14 protein-coding genes and 1 pseudogene are annotated in these 17550 nt (G+C 72.2%); 12 read left to right on the top strand and 3 right to left on the bottom strand.

Features of this window, described 5'->3' with window-relative positions; genetic code table 11:
* Positions 1–20 precede the first annotated feature (20 nt).
* From AB0F01_RS04960 to AB0F01_RS04990, 7 genes and pseudogenes are all read left to right on the top strand, one after another.
* On the top strand, positions 21–1208 hold the full coding sequence (locus AB0F01_RS04960) for a LacI family DNA-binding transcriptional regulator (RefSeq protein WP_362089965.1): 1188 nt from the start codon (positions 21–23) through the stop codon (positions 1206–1208).
* The gene (locus tag AB0F01_RS04965; RefSeq protein ID WP_362089967.1) at positions 1205–2806 is read left to right on the top strand and encodes a sugar ABC transporter ATP-binding protein; all 1602 of its coding nucleotides are present in this window, start codon (positions 1205–1207) and stop codon (positions 2804–2806) included. Before AB0F01_RS04960 ends, AB0F01_RS04965 begins: the two co-directional genes overlap by 4 nt.
* Positions 2796–4751: a substrate-binding domain-containing protein gene (locus AB0F01_RS04970; RefSeq protein ID WP_362089969.1), complete on the top strand. Its 1956-nt coding sequence runs from the start codon at positions 2796–2798 to the stop codon at positions 4749–4751. Before AB0F01_RS04965 ends, AB0F01_RS04970 begins: the two co-directional genes overlap by 11 nt.
* A 238-nt stretch (positions 4752–4989) precedes the next feature.
* Entirely contained in the window at positions 4990–5907 is a 918-nt protein-coding gene (locus tag AB0F01_RS04975) for a ribokinase (protein ID WP_362089971.1), read from the top strand.
* Positions 5904–6293, top strand: coding sequence for a D-ribose pyranase (gene rbsD / locus AB0F01_RS04980; protein WP_362089972.1), 390 nt, complete (start codon positions 5904–5906; stop codon positions 6291–6293). Before AB0F01_RS04975 ends, rbsD begins: the two co-directional genes overlap by 4 nt.
* A gap of 201 nt (positions 6294–6494) precedes the next feature.
* A pseudogene (locus tag AB0F01_RS04985) lies at positions 6495–7014 on the top strand (HD domain-containing protein).
* A 752-nt stretch (positions 7015–7766) separates the two neighbouring features.
* Positions 7767–8297, top strand: coding sequence for a pentapeptide repeat-containing protein (locus tag AB0F01_RS04990; RefSeq protein ID WP_362089974.1), 531 nt, complete (start codon positions 7767–7769; stop codon positions 8295–8297).
* 330 nt (positions 8298–8627) lie between these two features.
* On the opposite strand, the gene AB0F01_RS04995 is transcribed toward AB0F01_RS04990, so the two are convergent.
* Positions 8628–8759 (bottom strand): hypothetical protein, encoded by a 132-nt coding sequence (locus AB0F01_RS04995; RefSeq protein ID WP_362089976.1) that lies wholly within the window; start codon positions 8757–8759, stop codon positions 8628–8630.
* A 184-nt stretch (positions 8760–8943) separates the two neighbouring features.
* Between AB0F01_RS04995 and AB0F01_RS05000 the strand changes: the two genes are divergently transcribed.
* The 5 genes from AB0F01_RS05000 (at position 8944) to AB0F01_RS05020 (ending at position 15445) form a co-directional block, all read left to right on the top strand.
* A complete protein-coding gene (locus AB0F01_RS05000) occupies positions 8944–9990 on the top strand; it encodes a LacI family DNA-binding transcriptional regulator (protein ID WP_362089977.1) in 1047 nt (348 codons plus the stop codon).
* A gap of 565 nt (positions 9991–10555) precedes the next feature.
* On the top strand, positions 10556–11161 hold the full coding sequence (locus AB0F01_RS05005) for a dihydrofolate reductase family protein (RefSeq protein ID WP_362089978.1): 606 nt from the start codon (positions 10556–10558) through the stop codon (positions 11159–11161).
* An 83-nt stretch (positions 11162–11244) separates the two neighbouring features.
* Positions 11245–12045, top strand: coding sequence for a sugar phosphate isomerase/epimerase family protein (locus AB0F01_RS05010; protein ID WP_362089979.1), 801 nt, complete (start codon positions 11245–11247; stop codon positions 12043–12045).
* A 757-nt stretch (positions 12046–12802) separates the two neighbouring features.
* A complete protein-coding gene (locus AB0F01_RS05015; protein ID WP_362089980.1) occupies positions 12803–14590 on the top strand; it encodes a glycoside hydrolase family 3 protein in 1788 nt (595 codons plus the stop codon).
* Positions 14591–14791: 201 nt separating this feature from the next.
* On the top strand, positions 14792–15445 hold the full coding sequence (locus tag AB0F01_RS05020; RefSeq protein ID WP_362090243.1) for a hypothetical protein: 654 nt from the start codon (positions 14792–14794) through the stop codon (positions 15443–15445).
* A gap of 16 nt (positions 15446–15461) precedes the next feature.
* On the opposite strand, the gene AB0F01_RS05025 is transcribed toward AB0F01_RS05020, so the two are convergent.
* The gene (locus tag AB0F01_RS05025; protein WP_362089982.1) at positions 15462–16895 is read right to left on the bottom strand and encodes a S28 family serine protease; all 1434 of its coding nucleotides are present in this window, start codon (positions 16893–16895) and stop codon (positions 15462–15464) included.
* 121 nt (positions 16896–17016) lie between these two features.
* A complete protein-coding gene (locus tag AB0F01_RS05030; protein ID WP_362089984.1) occupies positions 17017–17403 on the bottom strand; it encodes a hypothetical protein in 387 nt (128 codons plus the stop codon).
* Positions 17404–17550 lie beyond the last annotated feature (147 nt).

Consider the following 17550-nt stretch of genomic DNA (forward strand, 5'->3'; position numbering starts at 1 on the left):
CACGAGGAGGTGGAACGACGATGGCGAGCATCAAGGACGTCGCCGCCGAGGCCGGCGTGTCCGTGGCCACGGTGTCGCGGGTGCTGAACGGGCACCCCTCGGTCAGCGCGGAGGCCCGGACGCGGGTGACGGCCGCCGTCGAGCGGCTCGGCTACCGGCCGAACGCCGTCGCCCGGTCGCTGCGCACCGACCAGACCCGCACCCTCGGCCTGGTCATCAGCGACGTGATGAACCCGTACTTCACCGAGCTGGCCCGCTCCGTCGAGGAGGAGGCCCGCGCGCTCGGTTACAGCGTGATCATCGGCAACGCCGACGAGCGGCCGGACCTCCAGGACCACCACGTCACCACGCTCCTCGACCGGCGCATCGACGGGCTGCTCGTCTCCCCCACCGACGGCGGGTCGCCCGGGATGCTCGGTGCCGCCCGCGCCGGGACGCCCATGGTCTTCGTCGACCGCTGGATCCCCGGCGTCGACGTGCCCGTCGTCCGGTCGGACGGGCGCGACGCCGTCCGCGACCTCGTCGCCCACCTGTACGGGCTCGGGCACCGGCGGCTCGCGATCATCGCCGGGCCCGCGGCCACCACCACCGGCCGGGAGCGCGTGGACGCCTTCCGGGAGGCGCTCGGCGCCTACGGGCTGGACCTCCCCGACGCCCACATCGGCCAGGGCGACTTCCAGGCCGAGAGCGGACGCCGGGTCACCGAGGGCTTCCTCGCGCTGGCCGAACCGCCCGACGTGCTGTTCGCCGCCGACAACCTGATGGCGCTCGGCGCGCTGGACGCGATCCGGGAGCGCGGACTGCGCGTGCCCGACGACATCGCGCTGGCCGCGTTCGACGACATCCCCTGGTTCGTGCACACCGATCCGCCGGTCACCGCCATCGCCCAGCCGACCCGCGAGCTGGGCCGCGCGGCCGTGCGGGCGCTGGTCGACCGGATCGAGGGGCGGCCCGGTGAGTCGGTCACCCTTCCCGCCCGGCTGGTCGTGCGCCGCTCGTGCGGCGAGCCGGCACCCGCGACGGACCCGCAATCACCGCCCCCGTCCCCGGCGCCGTCCGCGTCCCCGTCCCCGGCGCCGTCCGCGACCCCGTCTCCGGCGCCGTCCGCGGCACCGTCTCCGGCGCCGTCACGGTCGCTGTCGCCGTCGCCGTCGCCGGCCGAGTCCTCCCCCCAGTCCCCCTCCCCCGTACGAAGGAGTACGCCGTGAGCAGCCGCAGTCCGGACGAGTTGCTGCGCATCGAGGGCATCCGCAAGACCTTCCCCGGCGTGGTCGCGCTCGACAGCGTCGACTTCGACCTGCGCCGGGGCGAGGTGCACGTGCTCCTCGGCGAGAACGGAGCCGGCAAGAGCACGCTGATCAAGATGCTCTCCGGTGCCTACACGCCCGACGCCGGGCGGATCGTGGTCGACGGCGAGGAGGTGCGCATCCAGGGTGCGCAGGACTCCGAGCGGCTCGGGATCGCCACCATCTACCAGGAGTTCAACCTGGTGCCCGACCTGACGGTCGCCGAGAACATCTTCCTCGGCCGCCAGCCGCGCCGCTTCGGGATGATCGACCGGAAGACGATGGACGCCGACGCCGAGGTGCTGCTGAAGCGGGTCGGCGTCGACGTGTCGCCCCGGGCGCGGGTGCGTGAACTCGGCATCGCCCGGCTCCAGATGGTCGAGATCGCCAAGGCGCTCAGCCTGGACGCGCGGGTGCTCATCATGGACGAGCCGACCGCCGTACTGACCTCCGAAGAGGTCGACAGGCTGTTCGCGATCGTGCGGCGGCTGCGCGAGGACGGCGTCGGCATCGTCTTCATCACCCACCACCTGGAGGAGATCGCCGCCCTTGGCGACCGGGTCACCGTCATCCGGGACGGCCGCAGCGTCGGACAGGTGTCCGCCACGGCCGGCGAGGAGGAACTGGTCCGGCTGATGGTCGGGCGGTCCATCGAGCAGCAGTACCCGCGCGAGCGCACCGACGCCGGTGACGCCCTGCTCAAGGTCGAAGGACTCACCCGGGACGATGTGTTCCACGACGTGAGCTTCGAGGTGCGGGCCGGTGAGGTCGTCGGCATCGCGGGGCTCGTCGGCGCCGGGCGCACCGAGGTGGCCCGGGCGGTGTTCGGCGCGGATCCGTACGACGCCGGGACGGTGCACATCGGCGGTGCGCCGCTGCGCGGGCACGACGTGAACGCCGCGATGGCGGCCGGGGTCGGGCTGGTGCCCGAGGACCGCAAGGGGCAGGGCCTGGTGCTCGACGCGTCCGTCGAGGAGAACCTCGGTCTGGTCACCCTGCGGTCCACCTCCCGCGCGGGCCTCGTCGACCTCAAGGGGCAGCACGAGGCGGCCGACCGCATCGCGCGGCAGCTCGGCGTGCGGATGGCGGGCCTCGGGCAGCACGTGCGCACCCTGTCCGGCGGCAACCAGCAGAAGGTCGTCATCGGCAAGTGGCTGCTGGCGAACACCAAGGTGCTGATCCTCGACGAGCCGACGCGCGGCATCGACGTCGGCGCGAAGGTCGAGATCTACCAGCTCATCAATGAACTGACGGCCGCGGGTGCCGCGGTGCTCATGATCTCCAGCGACCTGCCCGAGGTGCTGGGCATGAGCGACCGGGTCGTCGTCATGGCGCAGGGCCGGGTCGCCGGCGAACTGGCCGCCGCGGACGCCACCCAGGACGCCGTGATGGCCCTGGCCGTCAGCACCTCGCCCGGCGCCTCGCCCGGCACCTCGCCCGACGCCTCGGACACCGCCGGCAGCGCCGGCCCGCACGACAGCCCCCACAGCAACGGAACGGAGGCCACCGGTGGCCACTGACACGCTCAAGAGCAAGCCGGGCGCGCAGGGTGGCGCCCCGGGCGGCCTGCGCCGCCTGCTCCTCGACAACGGCGCGCTCACCGCGCTCATCGTCCTGGTCATCGCCATGTCGGCGCTGTCCGGTGACTTCCTGACCGCCGACAACCTGCTCAACATCGGCGTCCAGGCGGCGGTCGTCGCGATCCTCGCGTTCGGCGTCACCTTCGTCATCGTCTCCGCGGGCATCGACCTGTCGGTCGGCTCGGTCGCCGCCCTGTCGGCCACCGTGCTCGCCTGGAGCGCCACCTCCGCGGGCGTCCCGGTGGTCCTCGCGGTGCTGCTGGCCATCGCCACCGGCATCGCGTGCGGCCTGGTCAACGGCATCCTCGTGTCGTACGGGAAACTCCCGTCGTTCATCGCCACGCTGGCCATGCTGTCGGTGGCCCGCGGCCTGTCCCTGGTGATCTCCCAGGGCTCCCCGATCGCCTTCCCCGACTCCGTGTCCCACCTCGGCGACACCCTCGGCGGCTGGCTGCCGGTGCCGGTCCTCGTGATGATCGGCATGGGCCTGATCACCGCGTTCATCCTCGGCCGCACCTACATCGGCCGCTCCATGTACGCGATCGGCGGCAACGAGGAGGCGGCCCGCCTGTCCGGGCTGCGGGTGAAGAAGCAGAAGCTGGCCATCTACGCGCTGTCCGGCCTGTTCGCCGCCGCCGCGGGCATCGTGCTCGCCTCCCGGCTGGCCTCCGCGCAGCCGCAGGCCGCGCAGGGCTACGAACTGGACGCCATCGCCGCGGTCGTCATCGGCGGCGCCTCGCTGGCCGGCGGCACCGGCAAGGCGTCCGGCACGCTGATCGGCGCGCTGATCCTGGCGGTGCTGCGCAACGGCCTCAACCTGCTGTCGGTGTCGGCGTTCTGGCAGCAGGTCGTCATCGGTGTCGTGATCGCGCTGGCCGTGCTGCTGGACACGCTGCGCCGCAAGGCGGGCGCCACCCCGGTGACCGGTGCGTCCGGCGGCGGCAACCGGAAGAAGCAGGCGGCGACCTACCTCCTCGCCGCGGTCGTGGCGGCGGCGATCGTCGGCGCCATGTCCTTCCTGCACAATGGTTCCTCCACCGCGAAGAACGAGAAGGTCGGGCTGTCCCTGTCGACGCTCAACAACCCGTTCTTCGTGCAGATCCAGGCCGGCGCGAAGGAGGAGGCGAAGAAGCAGGGGGTGGACCTGACCGTCACCGACGCCCAGAACGACGCCTCCCAGCAGGCCAACCAGCTGCAGAACTTCACCAGCGGCAGCCTCGGCGCGATCATCGTCAACCCGGTGGACTCCGACGCGGCCGGCCCGGCCGTGCGCTCCGCCAACCAGGCCGACATCCCCGTGATCGCCGTGGACCGGGGCGTCAACAAGGCCGAGACGGACGCGCTGGTCGCCTCCGACAACGTGGCCGGCGGCCGGCAGGGCGCCAAGGCGCTCGCCGAGAAGCTGGGCGGCGAGGGCACCATCGTGATCCTCCAGGGCCAGGCCGGCACGTCCGCCAGCCGCGAGCGGGGCGCGGGCTTCGCCGAGGGCCTGAAGGACTACCCGGGCATCAAGGTCGTCGCCAAGCAGCCGGCCGACTTCGACCGCACCAAGGGCCTGGACGTGATGACCAACCTGCTCCAGGCGCACCCCGACATCGACGGCGTGTTCGCCGAGAACGACGAGATGGCGCTCGGCGCGATCAAGGCGCTCGGCTCGAAGGCCGGCACGTCCGTCCAGGTCGTCGGCTTCGACGGCACGCCGGACGGCCTGAAGGCGGTCGAGGCGGGCACGCTGTACGCGTCCGTCGCGCAGCAGCCGAAGGAACTCGGCAGGATCGCGGTGACCAACGCGCTGCGCGCGGCCGACGGCAAGAAGCTCGACGAGACGGTGAAGGTCCCGGTGAAGGTGGTCACGAAGGAGAACGTGGCCGACTTCGGCGGCTGACCACCGCCGGCCGGACCGGACAGGAGAGCCGGTCCGGACAGGACGAGCCGGTCCGGACAACGAACGAGCGACCGGACCCGACCTGACCTGCACGAGCCGGACCGGACAGGACCGGACAGGACCGAGCACGACCGACAGGATCTTCCGGGTCCCGGCCCGAACGGGACGGGACCCGGCAGCCCCGGGGCGGGCGGCCACGACGGCCGTCCGCCCCGCACACGCACGTGGGGAGCACGACATGAACGACGACTACGACCTCCTGGTCGTGGGGTCGGCCAACGCCGACCTGGTGATCGGCGTCGAGCGCCGTCCGGCCGCCGGGGAGACGGTGCTCGGCTCCGACCTCGCCGTCCACCCGGGCGGCAAGGGCGCCAACCAGGCGGTAGCCGCCGCCCGCCTCGGGGCCCGTACGGCCCTGCTGGCCCGGGTCGGCGACGACGCGCACGGGCGGCTGCTGCTGGACTCGCAGCGGTCAGCCGGCGTCGACACGGGAGGCGTGCTGGTGGGCGGGGCACCGACCGGGGTCGCCCTGATCACCGTGGACCCGTCCGGCGACAACAGCATCGTCGTCTCACCGGGCGCCAACGGCCGGCTCACGCCGGAGGACGTGCGCGCCGCCCGGAGCCTGTTCCGGAGCGCCCGGGTCGTCTCCACCCAGCTCGAGATCCCGCTGGAGACGGTGGCGGAGGTGGTGCGCAGCCTCGCGCCCGGCAGCCGGTTCGTCCTCAACCCGTCGCCGCCGCAGCCGCTGCCCGCGGAGGTACTGGCCGCCTGCGACCCGCTCATCGTCAACGAGCACGAGGCGAAGGTCATCCTGGGCGACACCGGCGGTGCGGGCGGCCTCGGCGACGAACCGGAGGACTGGGCACGGGGGTTGCTTGCCGCGGGCCCGCGGTCGGTGGTGGTGACCCTGGGCGGCGAAGGCGCACTGGTGGCCTCCGCGGAGGGCACCGCCCGGGTCCCCTCGGTCCGGGTCCACGCCGTGGACACCACCGGCGCGGGCGACGCGTTCACCGCCGCGCTGGCCTGGCGGCTCGGCACGGGCGAGTCCCTCGCGGAGGCGGCGGCGTACGCGGCCCGGGTCGGCGCGGTGACGGTGACGAAGCAGGGCGCACAGGTGTCCTTCCCGACCGCGGCGGAGGTCGCGGCCCTGTGAAGAAGCACGGAATCCTGAACCGGCACCTCTCCGGCGCTCTCGCCGAACTCGGGCACGGCGACGGGGTGCTGGTGTGCGACGTCGGCATGCCGATCCCCGACGGGCCGCGCGTCGTCGACCTCGCCTTCCGGGCCGGGGTGCCGTCGTTCGCGGAGGTCCTGGACGGACTGCTGGCGGAGCTGGTCGTCGAGGGCGCGACGGCCGCCGCCGAGATCCACGACGCCAACCCGGCCGCCGCCGACCTGCTCACCGGCCACTTCCCCGGGCTGCACCTGGTCCCCCACGAGCAGCTGAAGGCCCTGACGGCGGGCGCGCGTCTCGTCGTCCGCACAGGCGAGGCCCGGCCGTACGCGAACGTACTGCTGCGGTGCGGGGTGTTCTTCTGAGCCGACCGCGTCGGAGCAACCGCGGACGCACTTCGAAGGGGCCCGGTCCGTCGACCGGGCCCCTTCGCTTCCCTCCCCCGTCAGAACCTCTCGATCCCCCCCGGGTCCCCACCCAGAAGTTCTGACAGCACGTACGACCCGCGAGGCGGCAGGAGGGTTGCACGGTTCTGTGAAGCTCCTGCGGCAGGCGAGTTGGAGGGGATGCTCAAGCGTGCCAAGCGGACAGGCTGGTGAATCGCCGGGGTGACGGACCCCGAAACGATCGCCGAGCACGCGTTCCGCGTGGCCCTCATCGGCTCCGTACTCGCTATGACGAAGGGAGTGGACCCTGCGCGGCAGCCCTTCTCGGGCTCTGGCACGACACCCAGGAGACCCGCGTCGGCGACATCCCGTAGTCGGCCGCCGTTACGTCGAAGTCACGAGCTACGAGAAGGTCACCGCGGACCAGGTATCCGCCGCACATCCTGCTGTAAGGGCCGGGGCCCAGCGGATCGTCGAGGAGTACGAGAACGGCGATTCCCTGGAAGGGGTCTACGCGTACGACGCGGACAAACTCGAACGCCTCCTCCAAGCCGTCGAGTACCGTGACCAGGGCTGCCCGGACCTCCAGCCCTGGATCGACAGCAGCGTCGCCAAGCTCCGGACGGCCTCCGCTCAGTCCCTCGCCGATGCGGCACTCACCATGACATCGATCGAATGGCAGCAGATCTCTCTCCGCTGACTTCGACTTACTGCCAGGGGCGGACCGTTGATGTCCGCGTCACCCGTCTGTGGTCGTCGCCGACCTGCCCGGCTTCCGGATCGGTCATCCGGTGATGGAGAAGAAGATGGTGTCCTGGGTGTACCAGTCGATGTTCTTCGTCGAGTACTCCCAGTCCTCGTGCTCGAAATCGAGCTTCTCGATGACTTCTTGCATGTCGTACCGGAATCCCTCACAGCACGTGTTTACAATCCCCCGACCCCGATCACCGACTCGTTCGAAGAAACGGGACCCGGGGGAGCAGCTTCCGGGATCACCAGCCTCCTGAGGAATTGGGAGACCCTGTGTTCGAGGCTTCGCTCGGGATTCCCTCCGCATGGATGGTTTCCAGCAGACCTGTATCGCGAGGACTTGGAGAACCGAGAAAGGCTGGAGGAATCCATGGCGACGCTCACACCGGTGAGCACATTCCACACCGCCAGGAAGGCCGTGGAGCAACTGGATGAGGTATACCGACGTTTCACCCTTGACGATGGCGGTCTGGCCCTGTCCTCCGAGGTGCGCATAGAACCCGCGAACCTGCCGTGGTACTGGCGTCGCCGACCTGTTCTCCTACCTTGGCCCGAGGACGCCGACCAACGGACGGATCCGGGCGACGACGAAACTCACACTCCATGACACGCAGGAGTGTGAATCGACCTCCGGGTCACGCTTCCGCTGCAGCGGCCCGGCTTCTGGAGTGGCACCAGCAGGGTGGGACAGGCGGAGTCGACGTGATCGGCCTCGACCTCAGCGGAGCCGACCTTTCCGGGGGGATGTTCCAGGAATCCTGGTTCAGCGACGCCCGACTGGTCGGCGCAAAACTGATCGGCTTGGATTTTTACCGCGCCGATGCCCAGGGAGCTGATTTCTCCGGGGCCGACTTGACCCGGGCTTCGTTGGTGCGCGCCAATCTGGACGATGCAGTGCTTCGAGGCGCAGTACTCGACGGCGCAGACCTGGTCAAAGCCTCGCTGTACGGGGTCGACGCGTCGTTCGCCTCACTGCGGGGAACCCGCCTCATGGGCTGCTCGTTGATTGATGTCGATTTCCGCGGCTCGGACTTGTCCCAGGCGGTCGTCCGCGAGAACACGTTCAAGGTGACCGTTGATGAGAAGACGAAGTTCACGGGAATGTCGGGCACCCTGTTCGGCCCGGTTCAGCTGATCGGTCAGGGCGGTGAGGAAGAAATCGGCGGGACAGATCTGGAGCAGTGGCTTCGGGCACGCGGCAGCAATGCCGAGGTTCTTGAGAGAAGGAGATGACAGGGGCCAGTCACTGTTATGCGTCCGGCCCTGACAGGCAGTCATCTGCATCCCGACGATGTGAGACAAGAACTCAACGAAGACAGCCGCATCCGCCACCGAGGTCACCGTGTTCTGGGCGTTCTGGGCGTTCCGGGAAGACTGAAGGACCGAACTCGGGCACGCGCTCAGCCGCTTGCACCGGCCACGAGACCGCGGCGGTTGTCGGCGAGGGCTGCGGTCCGTTCGGCGGGGTCGGTGGCGGTGAGGAAGCCGCCCCGGCACGGGGGCGTCACCGCAAGCCGGGTGTCGCGGTGGGCCGGACCGACGTCTCCCGGCCGCCTTCACGGCCTACGCCCGGACGGGTTCCCGCCACGGGCCGATGGCGGGGATGCCCATGTCCCGGCAGGCGTCGCCGAGTTGCGGGAGCGAGAACTGCCTGCCCGTCGTCTGGTGGATGCTGAAGCGGGGGACGTCGGTCACGGCGTCACTCCGTTCGCCTCCTCGCACCCTCAGGGGGACAAGAGCGCCACGAGCCCGGCTTGTTCGAGGGGGCGAACAACGCGGTGTGTGGCCTTATCGTCTGGTCGGTGCCGCGGCCCCCGCGCCGCGGGTTCACGACGGCGTACGACGGCGTACGGCGAGGCGTGCGAGGCGGAGGACGAACATGACGGTGACCCTGGCGGACGTGGCGGCCCGTGCACAGGTCTCCCCGGCGACGGTGTCGCGCGTGCTGAACGGCAACTACCCGGTGGCGGTGTCCACCCGTGAACGCGTCCTCAGAGCGGTCGACGAACTCGACTACGTCCTCAACGGCCCGGCCAGCGCCCTGGCAGCCGCCACGTCCGACCTCGTCGGCATCCTCGTCCACGACATCGCGGACCCCTTCTTCGGGATCATGGCGAGCGCCGTCCAGGCCGAGATCGGCGGGCCGGGCGGGCGCGCGGGCGGGGAACGGCTCGCCGTCGTCTGCAACACCGGCGGCTCCCCCGAGCGGGAGCTGACCTACCTCACCCTGCTCCAACGGCAGCGCGCGGCGGCGGTCGTCCTCACCGGCGGCGCGAGCGAGGACCCGGCTCACACGGCCGCGATGAGCACGAAGCTGCGGAAACTGGTGGACGCCGGGACGCGGGTGGTGCTGTGCGGGCGCCCGCCCGCGCCGGAGACGGGAGCGGTGGCGCTCACCTTCGACAACCGCGAGGGCGCGCGGGAACTCACCGGGCACCTGCTCGGCCTCGGCCACCGACGGCTCGGCTACATCGCCGGCCCGCCGGAGCGCACCACCACCCGGGACCGGCTGGACGGCCACCGGGACGCGCTGGCCGCGCACGGGGTCGCGGAGGACCCGCGGTGGACGGTGCACGGGCAGTACGACCGGCGGTCCGGGTACGAGGGGACGCTGGAGCTGCTGCGGGCGGATCCGTCGCTGACGGCGGTGGTGGCGGCGAACGACTCCGTCGCGCTGGGGGCGTGTGCGGCGCTGCGGGACTCCGGGCGGCGGATCCCGGCGGACGTGTCGGTGGCCGGGTTCGACGATCTGCCGTTCGGCGTGGACGTGGTGCCGGGGCTGACGACGGTGCGGGTGCCGTTGGCGGAGGCGGGGCGCCGGGCGGGACGGATCGCCATGGGGCGCGAGGAGGCGCCGGGGGGTGGGGTGGCTTGTGTGCGGGTGGAGTTGGTGGTGCGGGGATCTGTGGCGGGGCCTCGGGTGTGAGAGGCCCTGCCGGGGTGTTGCGGGTCGGTTCGCGCAGTTCCCCGCGTCCCTTGTGGGGCCGGTCGTCGTCTGCGGGCGCGTGCTTGTTCCGCGCGGTTCCCCGCGCCCCTGGGGAGGACGGTCGCTGCCTGCAGGGCGTGGGGGGAGTTCGCGCAGTTCCCCGCGCCCCTGAGGAGCCCTGCGGGTGCGGTGCGGGGCGGGGTTTGTTTGCGCCGTTCCTCGCGCCCCCGAAACCGTTGCTCGGCGTCTGCGGGGCGTGGGGGAGTTCGCGCAGTTCCCCGCGCCTCTGAGGAGCCCTGCGGGTGCGGGGCGGGGCTGGGGTTTGCGCCGTTCCCCGCGGCCCCGAAACCGTTGCTCGGCGTCTGCGGGGCGTGGAGGGGAGTTCGCGCAGTTCCCCGCGCCCCTGAGGAGCCCTGCGGGTGCGGGGCGGGGCTGGGGTTTGGCGCCGTTTCCCGCGCGCCTGAAGGGGTGTGTTCGGGGCGGATGGTGTTGTGGCGATGAGTTTCCGGGCGGGGGGCGGTCTGTAGGTTCGTCAGTGGTTCCGATCGTTGTGGGAGTGGTCGTCATGCGGATTGTCGTGACCGAGTTCATCAGCCTCGATGGTGTCTCGCAGGCCCCGGGTGGGCCTCAGGAGGACACCGACGGGGGGTTCGCGCACGGTGGGTGGTCGCACCCGTACTTCGACCCGGAGGTGCTCGGCGGGGCCTTCGACGCGGGGCTGAGGAAGGCGGACGCCCTGCTGTTCGGGCGCCGGACGTGGCAGACGATGGCGGCGGCGTGGCCGGGGCGGGCCGGTGACCCGTTCGCCGACCTGATGAACGGTCTGCGCAAGTACGTCGTCTCGGGCACCCTCGGCGAGGCCGACCTGACCTGGAACAACTCGCGGCTGATCCCGGGCGGTGAGGCCCTGGAACGGATCCGTGAGCTGCGGGCGACCGAGGGCGGCGACCTGGCGATGATGGGGAGCCCGACGCTGGTGCGGACCCTGCTGGCCGAGGACCTGGTGGACGAGCTCCAGCTGATCGTCATGCCGGTGATGCTCGGCGGCGGCAAGTCGATCTTCCCCGCCGACGGTGCGAAGCGGCCCTTCGAGCTCGTCTCCACCACGGCCGCGAAGACCGGCGCCCAGGTGTGCGTGTACCGGCCGGCGCAGGCGCCGGCGAACGGCTGACGGTCACGGGGTCGGCGGCACGTGGCGACATCGGGGTGTCAGGGAGGAGTCGGCGTCGGGGTCCGCGGGTAGGGTCCGTGGGCATGAAGCTGGCGTTCTCCACCCTCGGCGTTCCCGGCCTGCCCGTCACCGACGTGCTGGAGCTGGCGACCGCGCACGGCTACCACGGCGTCGAACTGCGCGCCCACCCGGAGGAACCGGTGCACCCGGGCCTCGCTCCGGCCGAACGGGCCGATGTCGCCGCCGCGTTCAAGGCGGCCGGTGTCGAGATCCTGAGTGCCGCCGGATACGTCCGGGTGGCCGCTCCCGGTGACGACGACCCGGTGCTGGCCGAGTTGCGCGCCCTGCTGGAACTGGCCCGCGACCTCGGTGCCCCCTATGTCCGGGTCTTCCCCGGCGGCACCCCGGAGCAGAGCCCCGAGGACGCCGACGCGACGGCCGCCCGCCGGCTCGGCACGGCCGCCGAGTACGCGGGCGACCTCGGGGTCCGGATCCTGCTGGAGACGCACGACTCGCACCGCACGGCCGCCGACGCGATGCGCGTCCTCGGCCTGGTGGGGCACCGCCGCGTGGGCGCGCTGTGGGACGTGATGCACACCTGGCTCGGTGGTGAGCAGCCCGTGGACAGCTTCGCCGCCCTCTCCCCCCACCTGGGATACGTGCAGGTCAAGGACATCGCCTCCGCCGACGACACGACCCCGCTGGCCCTCGGTGACGGCATCCTGCCGCTGGCGGACTGCGTGGAGGTCCTGTCCCGGCACGGCTGGGACGGCTGGCTGTGCTGGGAGTACGAGAAGCGGTGGTACCCGGAGGTGCCGGAGCTGAGCGGACTGCTCGCCCCCGGGCGGGAGCACCTGGCGCGGCTGTTGAACGAGTCGGCGTGACGCGGCGGACGAGGCGGGCCGCCGCCTGACGCGGGCCGACGGGAGGGCGGCCGGTCAGGGCCTCCCTCGGGTCTCTGAGGTATGTGAGGTCTCCCGGGTCTCCAGGGGCTCCCGGGTCTCCCGAAAGTCCTCCGGGCTTCTCCCGGGGCGCCCGCATCTCCCGAAAGTCCTCCGGGTTTCTCCCAGGTCGCCCGCGTCCCCCGGACGTCCTCCCGGCTTCTCCCGGAGGATGTCCGGGTCGCCTCCGGGCCTTCCTCGGCGGTCACAGCGCGCGTCCGGTTTCCCGGGTCGTCCCGGTGCCCGTCCAGGTGTCCCTCGTCCGGAACCCTCCGTCCCGACCTCGGTGCGCCGCGCCCGGCCGTGGAACCCGCGGCCCGTGCCGCCCGTCCCCTACGCAGGCTGCCGGGAGAGTCTGGCGTGGCACGGTGTCGGCCCTCGCTGCCGGCTGCGATCGCCGACCCACCCTCTCCGCCGTGCCACGGCCGGCAGCACGCCGTCATCGGCGCGCCCCCTCCCTTGCGCCGGTGGCGGCCCCCGCGTTGGTTACTGTGCACTCCCTTGACTGGCAGAAACTTCCCGGATATTGCTGACTCCCTGGAAGTTTCCTTCAGCAGATCCGCGCGGATCACCTCCGGAAGGAGCGCACGTGCCCGACAGCAGCACGGCAAGCACGGGAAGCACGGAAAGCACAGGAAGCACAGGAAGCGACAGCGGTACCGGAAGCACGGGGCGGGCCGCACGGCCGTCCAGACGCGCGGTGCTCGCCGCCACGGCGGGGGTCGGCACCGCCCTCGCCGCCGGGGGTTCCGTGCACGCCGCCGCCGGCCGCTCCGCCGCCGAGGACCGCAGGCTGCGCGGCCTGATCTCCCGCATGACGCTGGAGGAGAAGGTCGGCCAGCTGTTCGTGATGCGGGTCTACGGTCACTCCGCGACCGAGCCCGACCAGGCCGACATCGACGCCAACCTGAAGGAGATCGGCGTCCGCACCGCCGCGGAGCTGCTGGAGCGGTACCGGGTCGGCGGCATCATCTACTTCTCCTGGGCCCACAACACGCGGGACCCGCACCAGATCGCGGACCTGTCCAACGGCATCCAGAAGGCGTCCCTGGGCCTGCCGCGCGGGCTGCCGGTGCTCGTCTCCACCGATCAGGAGCACGGCATCGTGGCCCGGGTCGGTGAGCCGGCCACCCTGTTCCCGGGCGCGATGGCCGTCGGGGCGGGCGGGTCCCGGTCGGACGCCCGCACCCTCGGCAGGATCGCCGGGCGCGAACTGCGGGCCCTGGGCATCCGTCAGGACTACGCGCCGGTAGCCGACGTGAACGTCAACCCGGCCAACCCGGTGATCGGCGTGCGGTCCTTCGGTTCGTCGCCGGAGGCGGTGGCGCGCCTGGTGGCGGCCGAGGTGTCCGGGTTCCAGCAGGCGGGGGTGGCGGCGACCGCCAAGCACTTCCCCGGGCACGGCGACACCGTCGACGACAGCCACGACAAGCTGCCCTACATCCACCACACCCGGGAGCAGTGGCAGCAGCTCGACGCCCCGCCGTTCCGCGCCGCGATCGCCGCCGGCATCGACTCGATCATGACCGCCCACATCGTCGTCCCGGCCCTCGACCCCTCCGAGGACCCCGCCACCCTCTCCCGGCCCATCCTCACCGGCATCCTGCGCGAGGAACTGGGCTACGACGGGGTCGTGGTGACCGACTCCCTCGGCATGGAGGGCGTGCGCACCAAGTACGGCGACGACCGGGTGCCCGTGCTCGCCCTGAAGGCGGGCGTGGACCAGCTGCTCAACCCGCCCTCCCTGGACGTCGCCTGGAACGCCGTCCTGCGGGCGGTGCGGGACGGCGAGCTCACCGAGGAACGCCTCGACGCGTCGATCCTGCGCATCCTGCGGCTGAAGGCGAAGCTGGACCTGTTCGAGGACCCGTACGTCTCCCACGGCGGCGTGGACCGCACCGTCGGCACCCGCGCGCACCTGGCCGCGGCCGACCGGATCGCCGAGCGGACCACGACGCTGCTGGTCAACGAGGGCGGACTGCTGCCGCTGTCGAGGCGCAGGCACCCGAAGGTGCTCGTCGTGGGCGCCGATCCGGCCTCCCCGTCCGGCACCACGGGCCCGCCGACGGGCGTGCTCGCGGACGCGCTGACCGAGCTGGGCTTCACCGCCACCGCCCTGTCCACGGGCACGGCACCCTCCGCGGCGGTCATCGACCGCGCGGTCACCGCGGCCGGGGAGGCGGACGCGGTGGTCGTGGGCACGTACAACGTCTCGGCGGGCAGCAGCCAGCGGACGCTGGTCGAGCGGCTGCTGGCCACCGGACGGCCGGTGGTGGCGGTGGCGATCCGCAACCCGTACGACGTGGCCCACCTGCCCGGCGTGCCGGCGTACCTGGCGGCCTACTCCTGGACGGACGTCGAACTGCGGGCGGCGGCCCGCGTCATCGCCGGCCGGGTGCGGCCCCGCGGGACGCTGCCGGTGCCCGTGCAGCGCGCCGACGATCCGGCGGCGGTGCTCTACCCGGTCGGGCACGGGCTGCGGTACTGACGCGCCGCCCGGCCCGCCGCGCCCACCACGCCGTACGGCGGGTGGGCGCGGCGGGGTGCGTACGCGCGCCGGCCCGCCGGGCGTAGATCCCGTACGCCTCCGATCCGGCACACTCCCCCCAATGTGCGCAAAGCACCCCAGATCCCTGGCGTGGCCCGGCGACGCCGGTCACGCTGGTCGGGGGGGTTCGGGGGGATGACGATGCACGTGAGCAGTTCTCCGGGTGCGGTCCGCGCCCTCGTCGTGCTCGGGGCGCTGGGCGCGCTGCTGCTGACCGGCTGCCAGGGCGCGCCGGGCGGCGGGAGCGGGGCGGCGGACCCGACGGGCGGGCGGGCGGCGACCTCACCGGCGCCGGTCCGCACGTCCGGGTACGGGGCGGTGTTCCTGGCGGTCGACGAGTGCAGTTCCTTCGGCCGGACCAGTTTCACGGAGGTGCCGTGCACCGGTGAGCGGGCCGCGGCCCGGGTCGTCGCCCGGCACGACGGCACCGTGCGCGACGGGCCGCGCTGCCCGGCGACGACCGACTTCGTGCTGCACATCAGCGAGCAGCGCCCCTCCGCCGACGAGGACGGTGACGGCACGGTGCCGCGGGGCTACGCCTGCATGCGCAACCTCCAGCCGCCGCACCCCGGCGACCCGGGCGGCGGGGGCGGGCCGCGCACCATCGTCGGCGACTGCGTCCACGACCTGGGCGACGGCAGGGTCCGTGAGACCCGGTGCGACGGCGAGGGCGAACACGCGCCGCAGTACCGGGTGACGAAGGCCGTGGACGCCCGGTCGAAGTGCCCGGCGTCCACGGCCCTCTACGTGCGGCTCGGCGGGACGTCACCGGTGGGCTGCGCCCGTCCGGTGTAGGTCCGCGCCGGTCCGGTCACGGACGCAGCGTCCGCTCCTGCTCCACGTCGTACCGGTCCAGCCCGGCGTGGAACTCCGCCAGCGGCTTGGCCGCCGCCGGGTTCTCACGGACCGCGCTCGGCGCGACTCCCGCCCAGTCGAGGATGCGGGCCGTGGCGAGGGCCCGCTCCTTCTCCTTCAGCCCGGCCACGTTCGCGCCGTGGTTCATGCCGGGCGCGGTGAACACGTAGGAGTCCTTCGCGCCGCGCCCCAGGCGGAACGGCTCGGCACCCCACGGGTCGTTCTCGCCGTAGACGAACAGCATGTTGCGGGCGTTGTGGCGCACCCAGGTGTCGACGTCCCGCATCGCCCACGGCTCGAACCGCATCGGGATCGAGCGCGGCACGAAGTTGCGCGGCGGCTGGTAGCCGTAGCGGAGGTACTTCTTCTCGATGTGCGGGAAGCGGATCGTCGGCGCCCCCAGCTGCGTACCGGCCTGGTAGTAGTACGGCGTGTACGGGCTGAGGCCCTGGTCGGTGTAGAACGAGAAGCCGGAGATGGTGTCGACCGAGGTCCAGATCTCGTCGTCGGTGGCGTTGCGGGCGTCCGCCGGGATCTGCTCGCAGTCCTTGACGGTGCTGTACTGCCAGAAGCCCCACACGTAGTCGAGGACGACGGCCTCGTAGGCACGGTCGAGGCTGCCGATGGTGTCGAAGGTGTAGCCGTTCTCGGCGGCGAGGGCCCGGTACTTCTCCTTGAGCGGTGCCCGGCGGACCAGCGCCTCGCGCTGCACGCCGTTCAGCCGGTCCCGGCACTCCTTGGTGCCCACCGTGCGGAAGAACCGGTCGTAGGCCGAATCCTCCTTGTCCACCACGTCGTTGGGGGCGACGTAGGCGACCACGCCGTCCATGTCCCGCGGGTAGAAGCGCTCGTAGTAGGTGGCGGTCATGCCGCCCTTGGAGCCGCCGGTGGAGATCCAGTTCTCGCGGTAGATCCTCTTCAGCGCCGTGAAGATGCGGTGCTGGTCGCTGGCGGCCTGCCAGATGTCCAGCTTGGACCAGTCGGCCGGTTCGGGCCGGGACGGCGTGAAGTAGCGGTACTCCATGGAGACCTGGTTGCCGTCCACGATCTGGGTCGGCTCGCTGCGGCGCGGGGTGGTGGAGACGTGGTACCCGCCGGTGTGGAAGACGGTCGGCCGCGCGGTGTCCTTGTGCAGCACGGTGATCCGCTGCTGGAAGGTGCCCTTCCGGGGCCTGCGGTGGTCGACCGGCTGAGTGTACTCCAGGACGAAGAAGCGGTATCCGGCGTACGGCTTCTCCTCGACCAGGCTCATGCCCGGAATGGACAGCAGCCGTTCCTCGATGTCGGTGACGCCGTCGGCCCCCGGCTCGGCGGCGGTGGCCGCGCTCGCCGCGCTCACCGTGCCTATGAGCATCGTGAGCGTCAGAAGCCATCTGAGCGCTTTGCGCATGCGCACTCCCCTGTGTGACAGATGTGCGCCGGAAGCTAGCGGACCAACTCCCCGCAGCACCAGGGGACATAGGGAAAACCCTGCGGGTGCGGGAGGCGGCACCACCGCGCCGGGAGCGGGGTCAACACAGGATCCAGCCGGAGTCGGCCGAGCCGCCGCCCACCCGGCCCTTCACCCACACGCAGCGCTGTCCCGCGTACACGGTCACCGGCCCGGCGTGGCGCCGGTAGCGGCCCGTGTCGGCGACCGCCCGGCCGCCGCGGGCCCGGATGCTGACCGACATCGTCCGCTTCGTGCCGGGCTTCTTGGCGAGGGTGGCGGCGCAGCGGTACCCGCCGCGCTTGTACACGGCGACGACGCCGGTGGAGAACGACACGGTGCGGACCTTGCGTCCGGGGCAGTGCGCCGCCGCCTGCGCGTCGCCGGGAGACGCCACCACGAGCATCCCCGACGCGGTCAACAGGGCCAGGCCGAGCGCGAGCCGCCGGAATATCGGTCCACTGTCCACGGTCGTTCCTCCCCGCGCCTGCCGCGTCGTCCTGCCTTCGGCGTACGGCTGTGTCGTCCTGCCTTCGGCGTACGGCTGTACGGACGCGCGGCGCGGGCCGGATGGTTGCCCGGGCCGGGCCGCGCGCCCCCTCCCGGTGCCGCGGGG

Origin of the sequence: Streptomyces sp. NPDC029526, from assembly GCF_040637405.1 — a bacterium.
Taxonomy (GTDB): domain Bacteria; phylum Actinomycetota; class Actinomycetes; order Streptomycetales; family Streptomycetaceae; genus Streptomyces.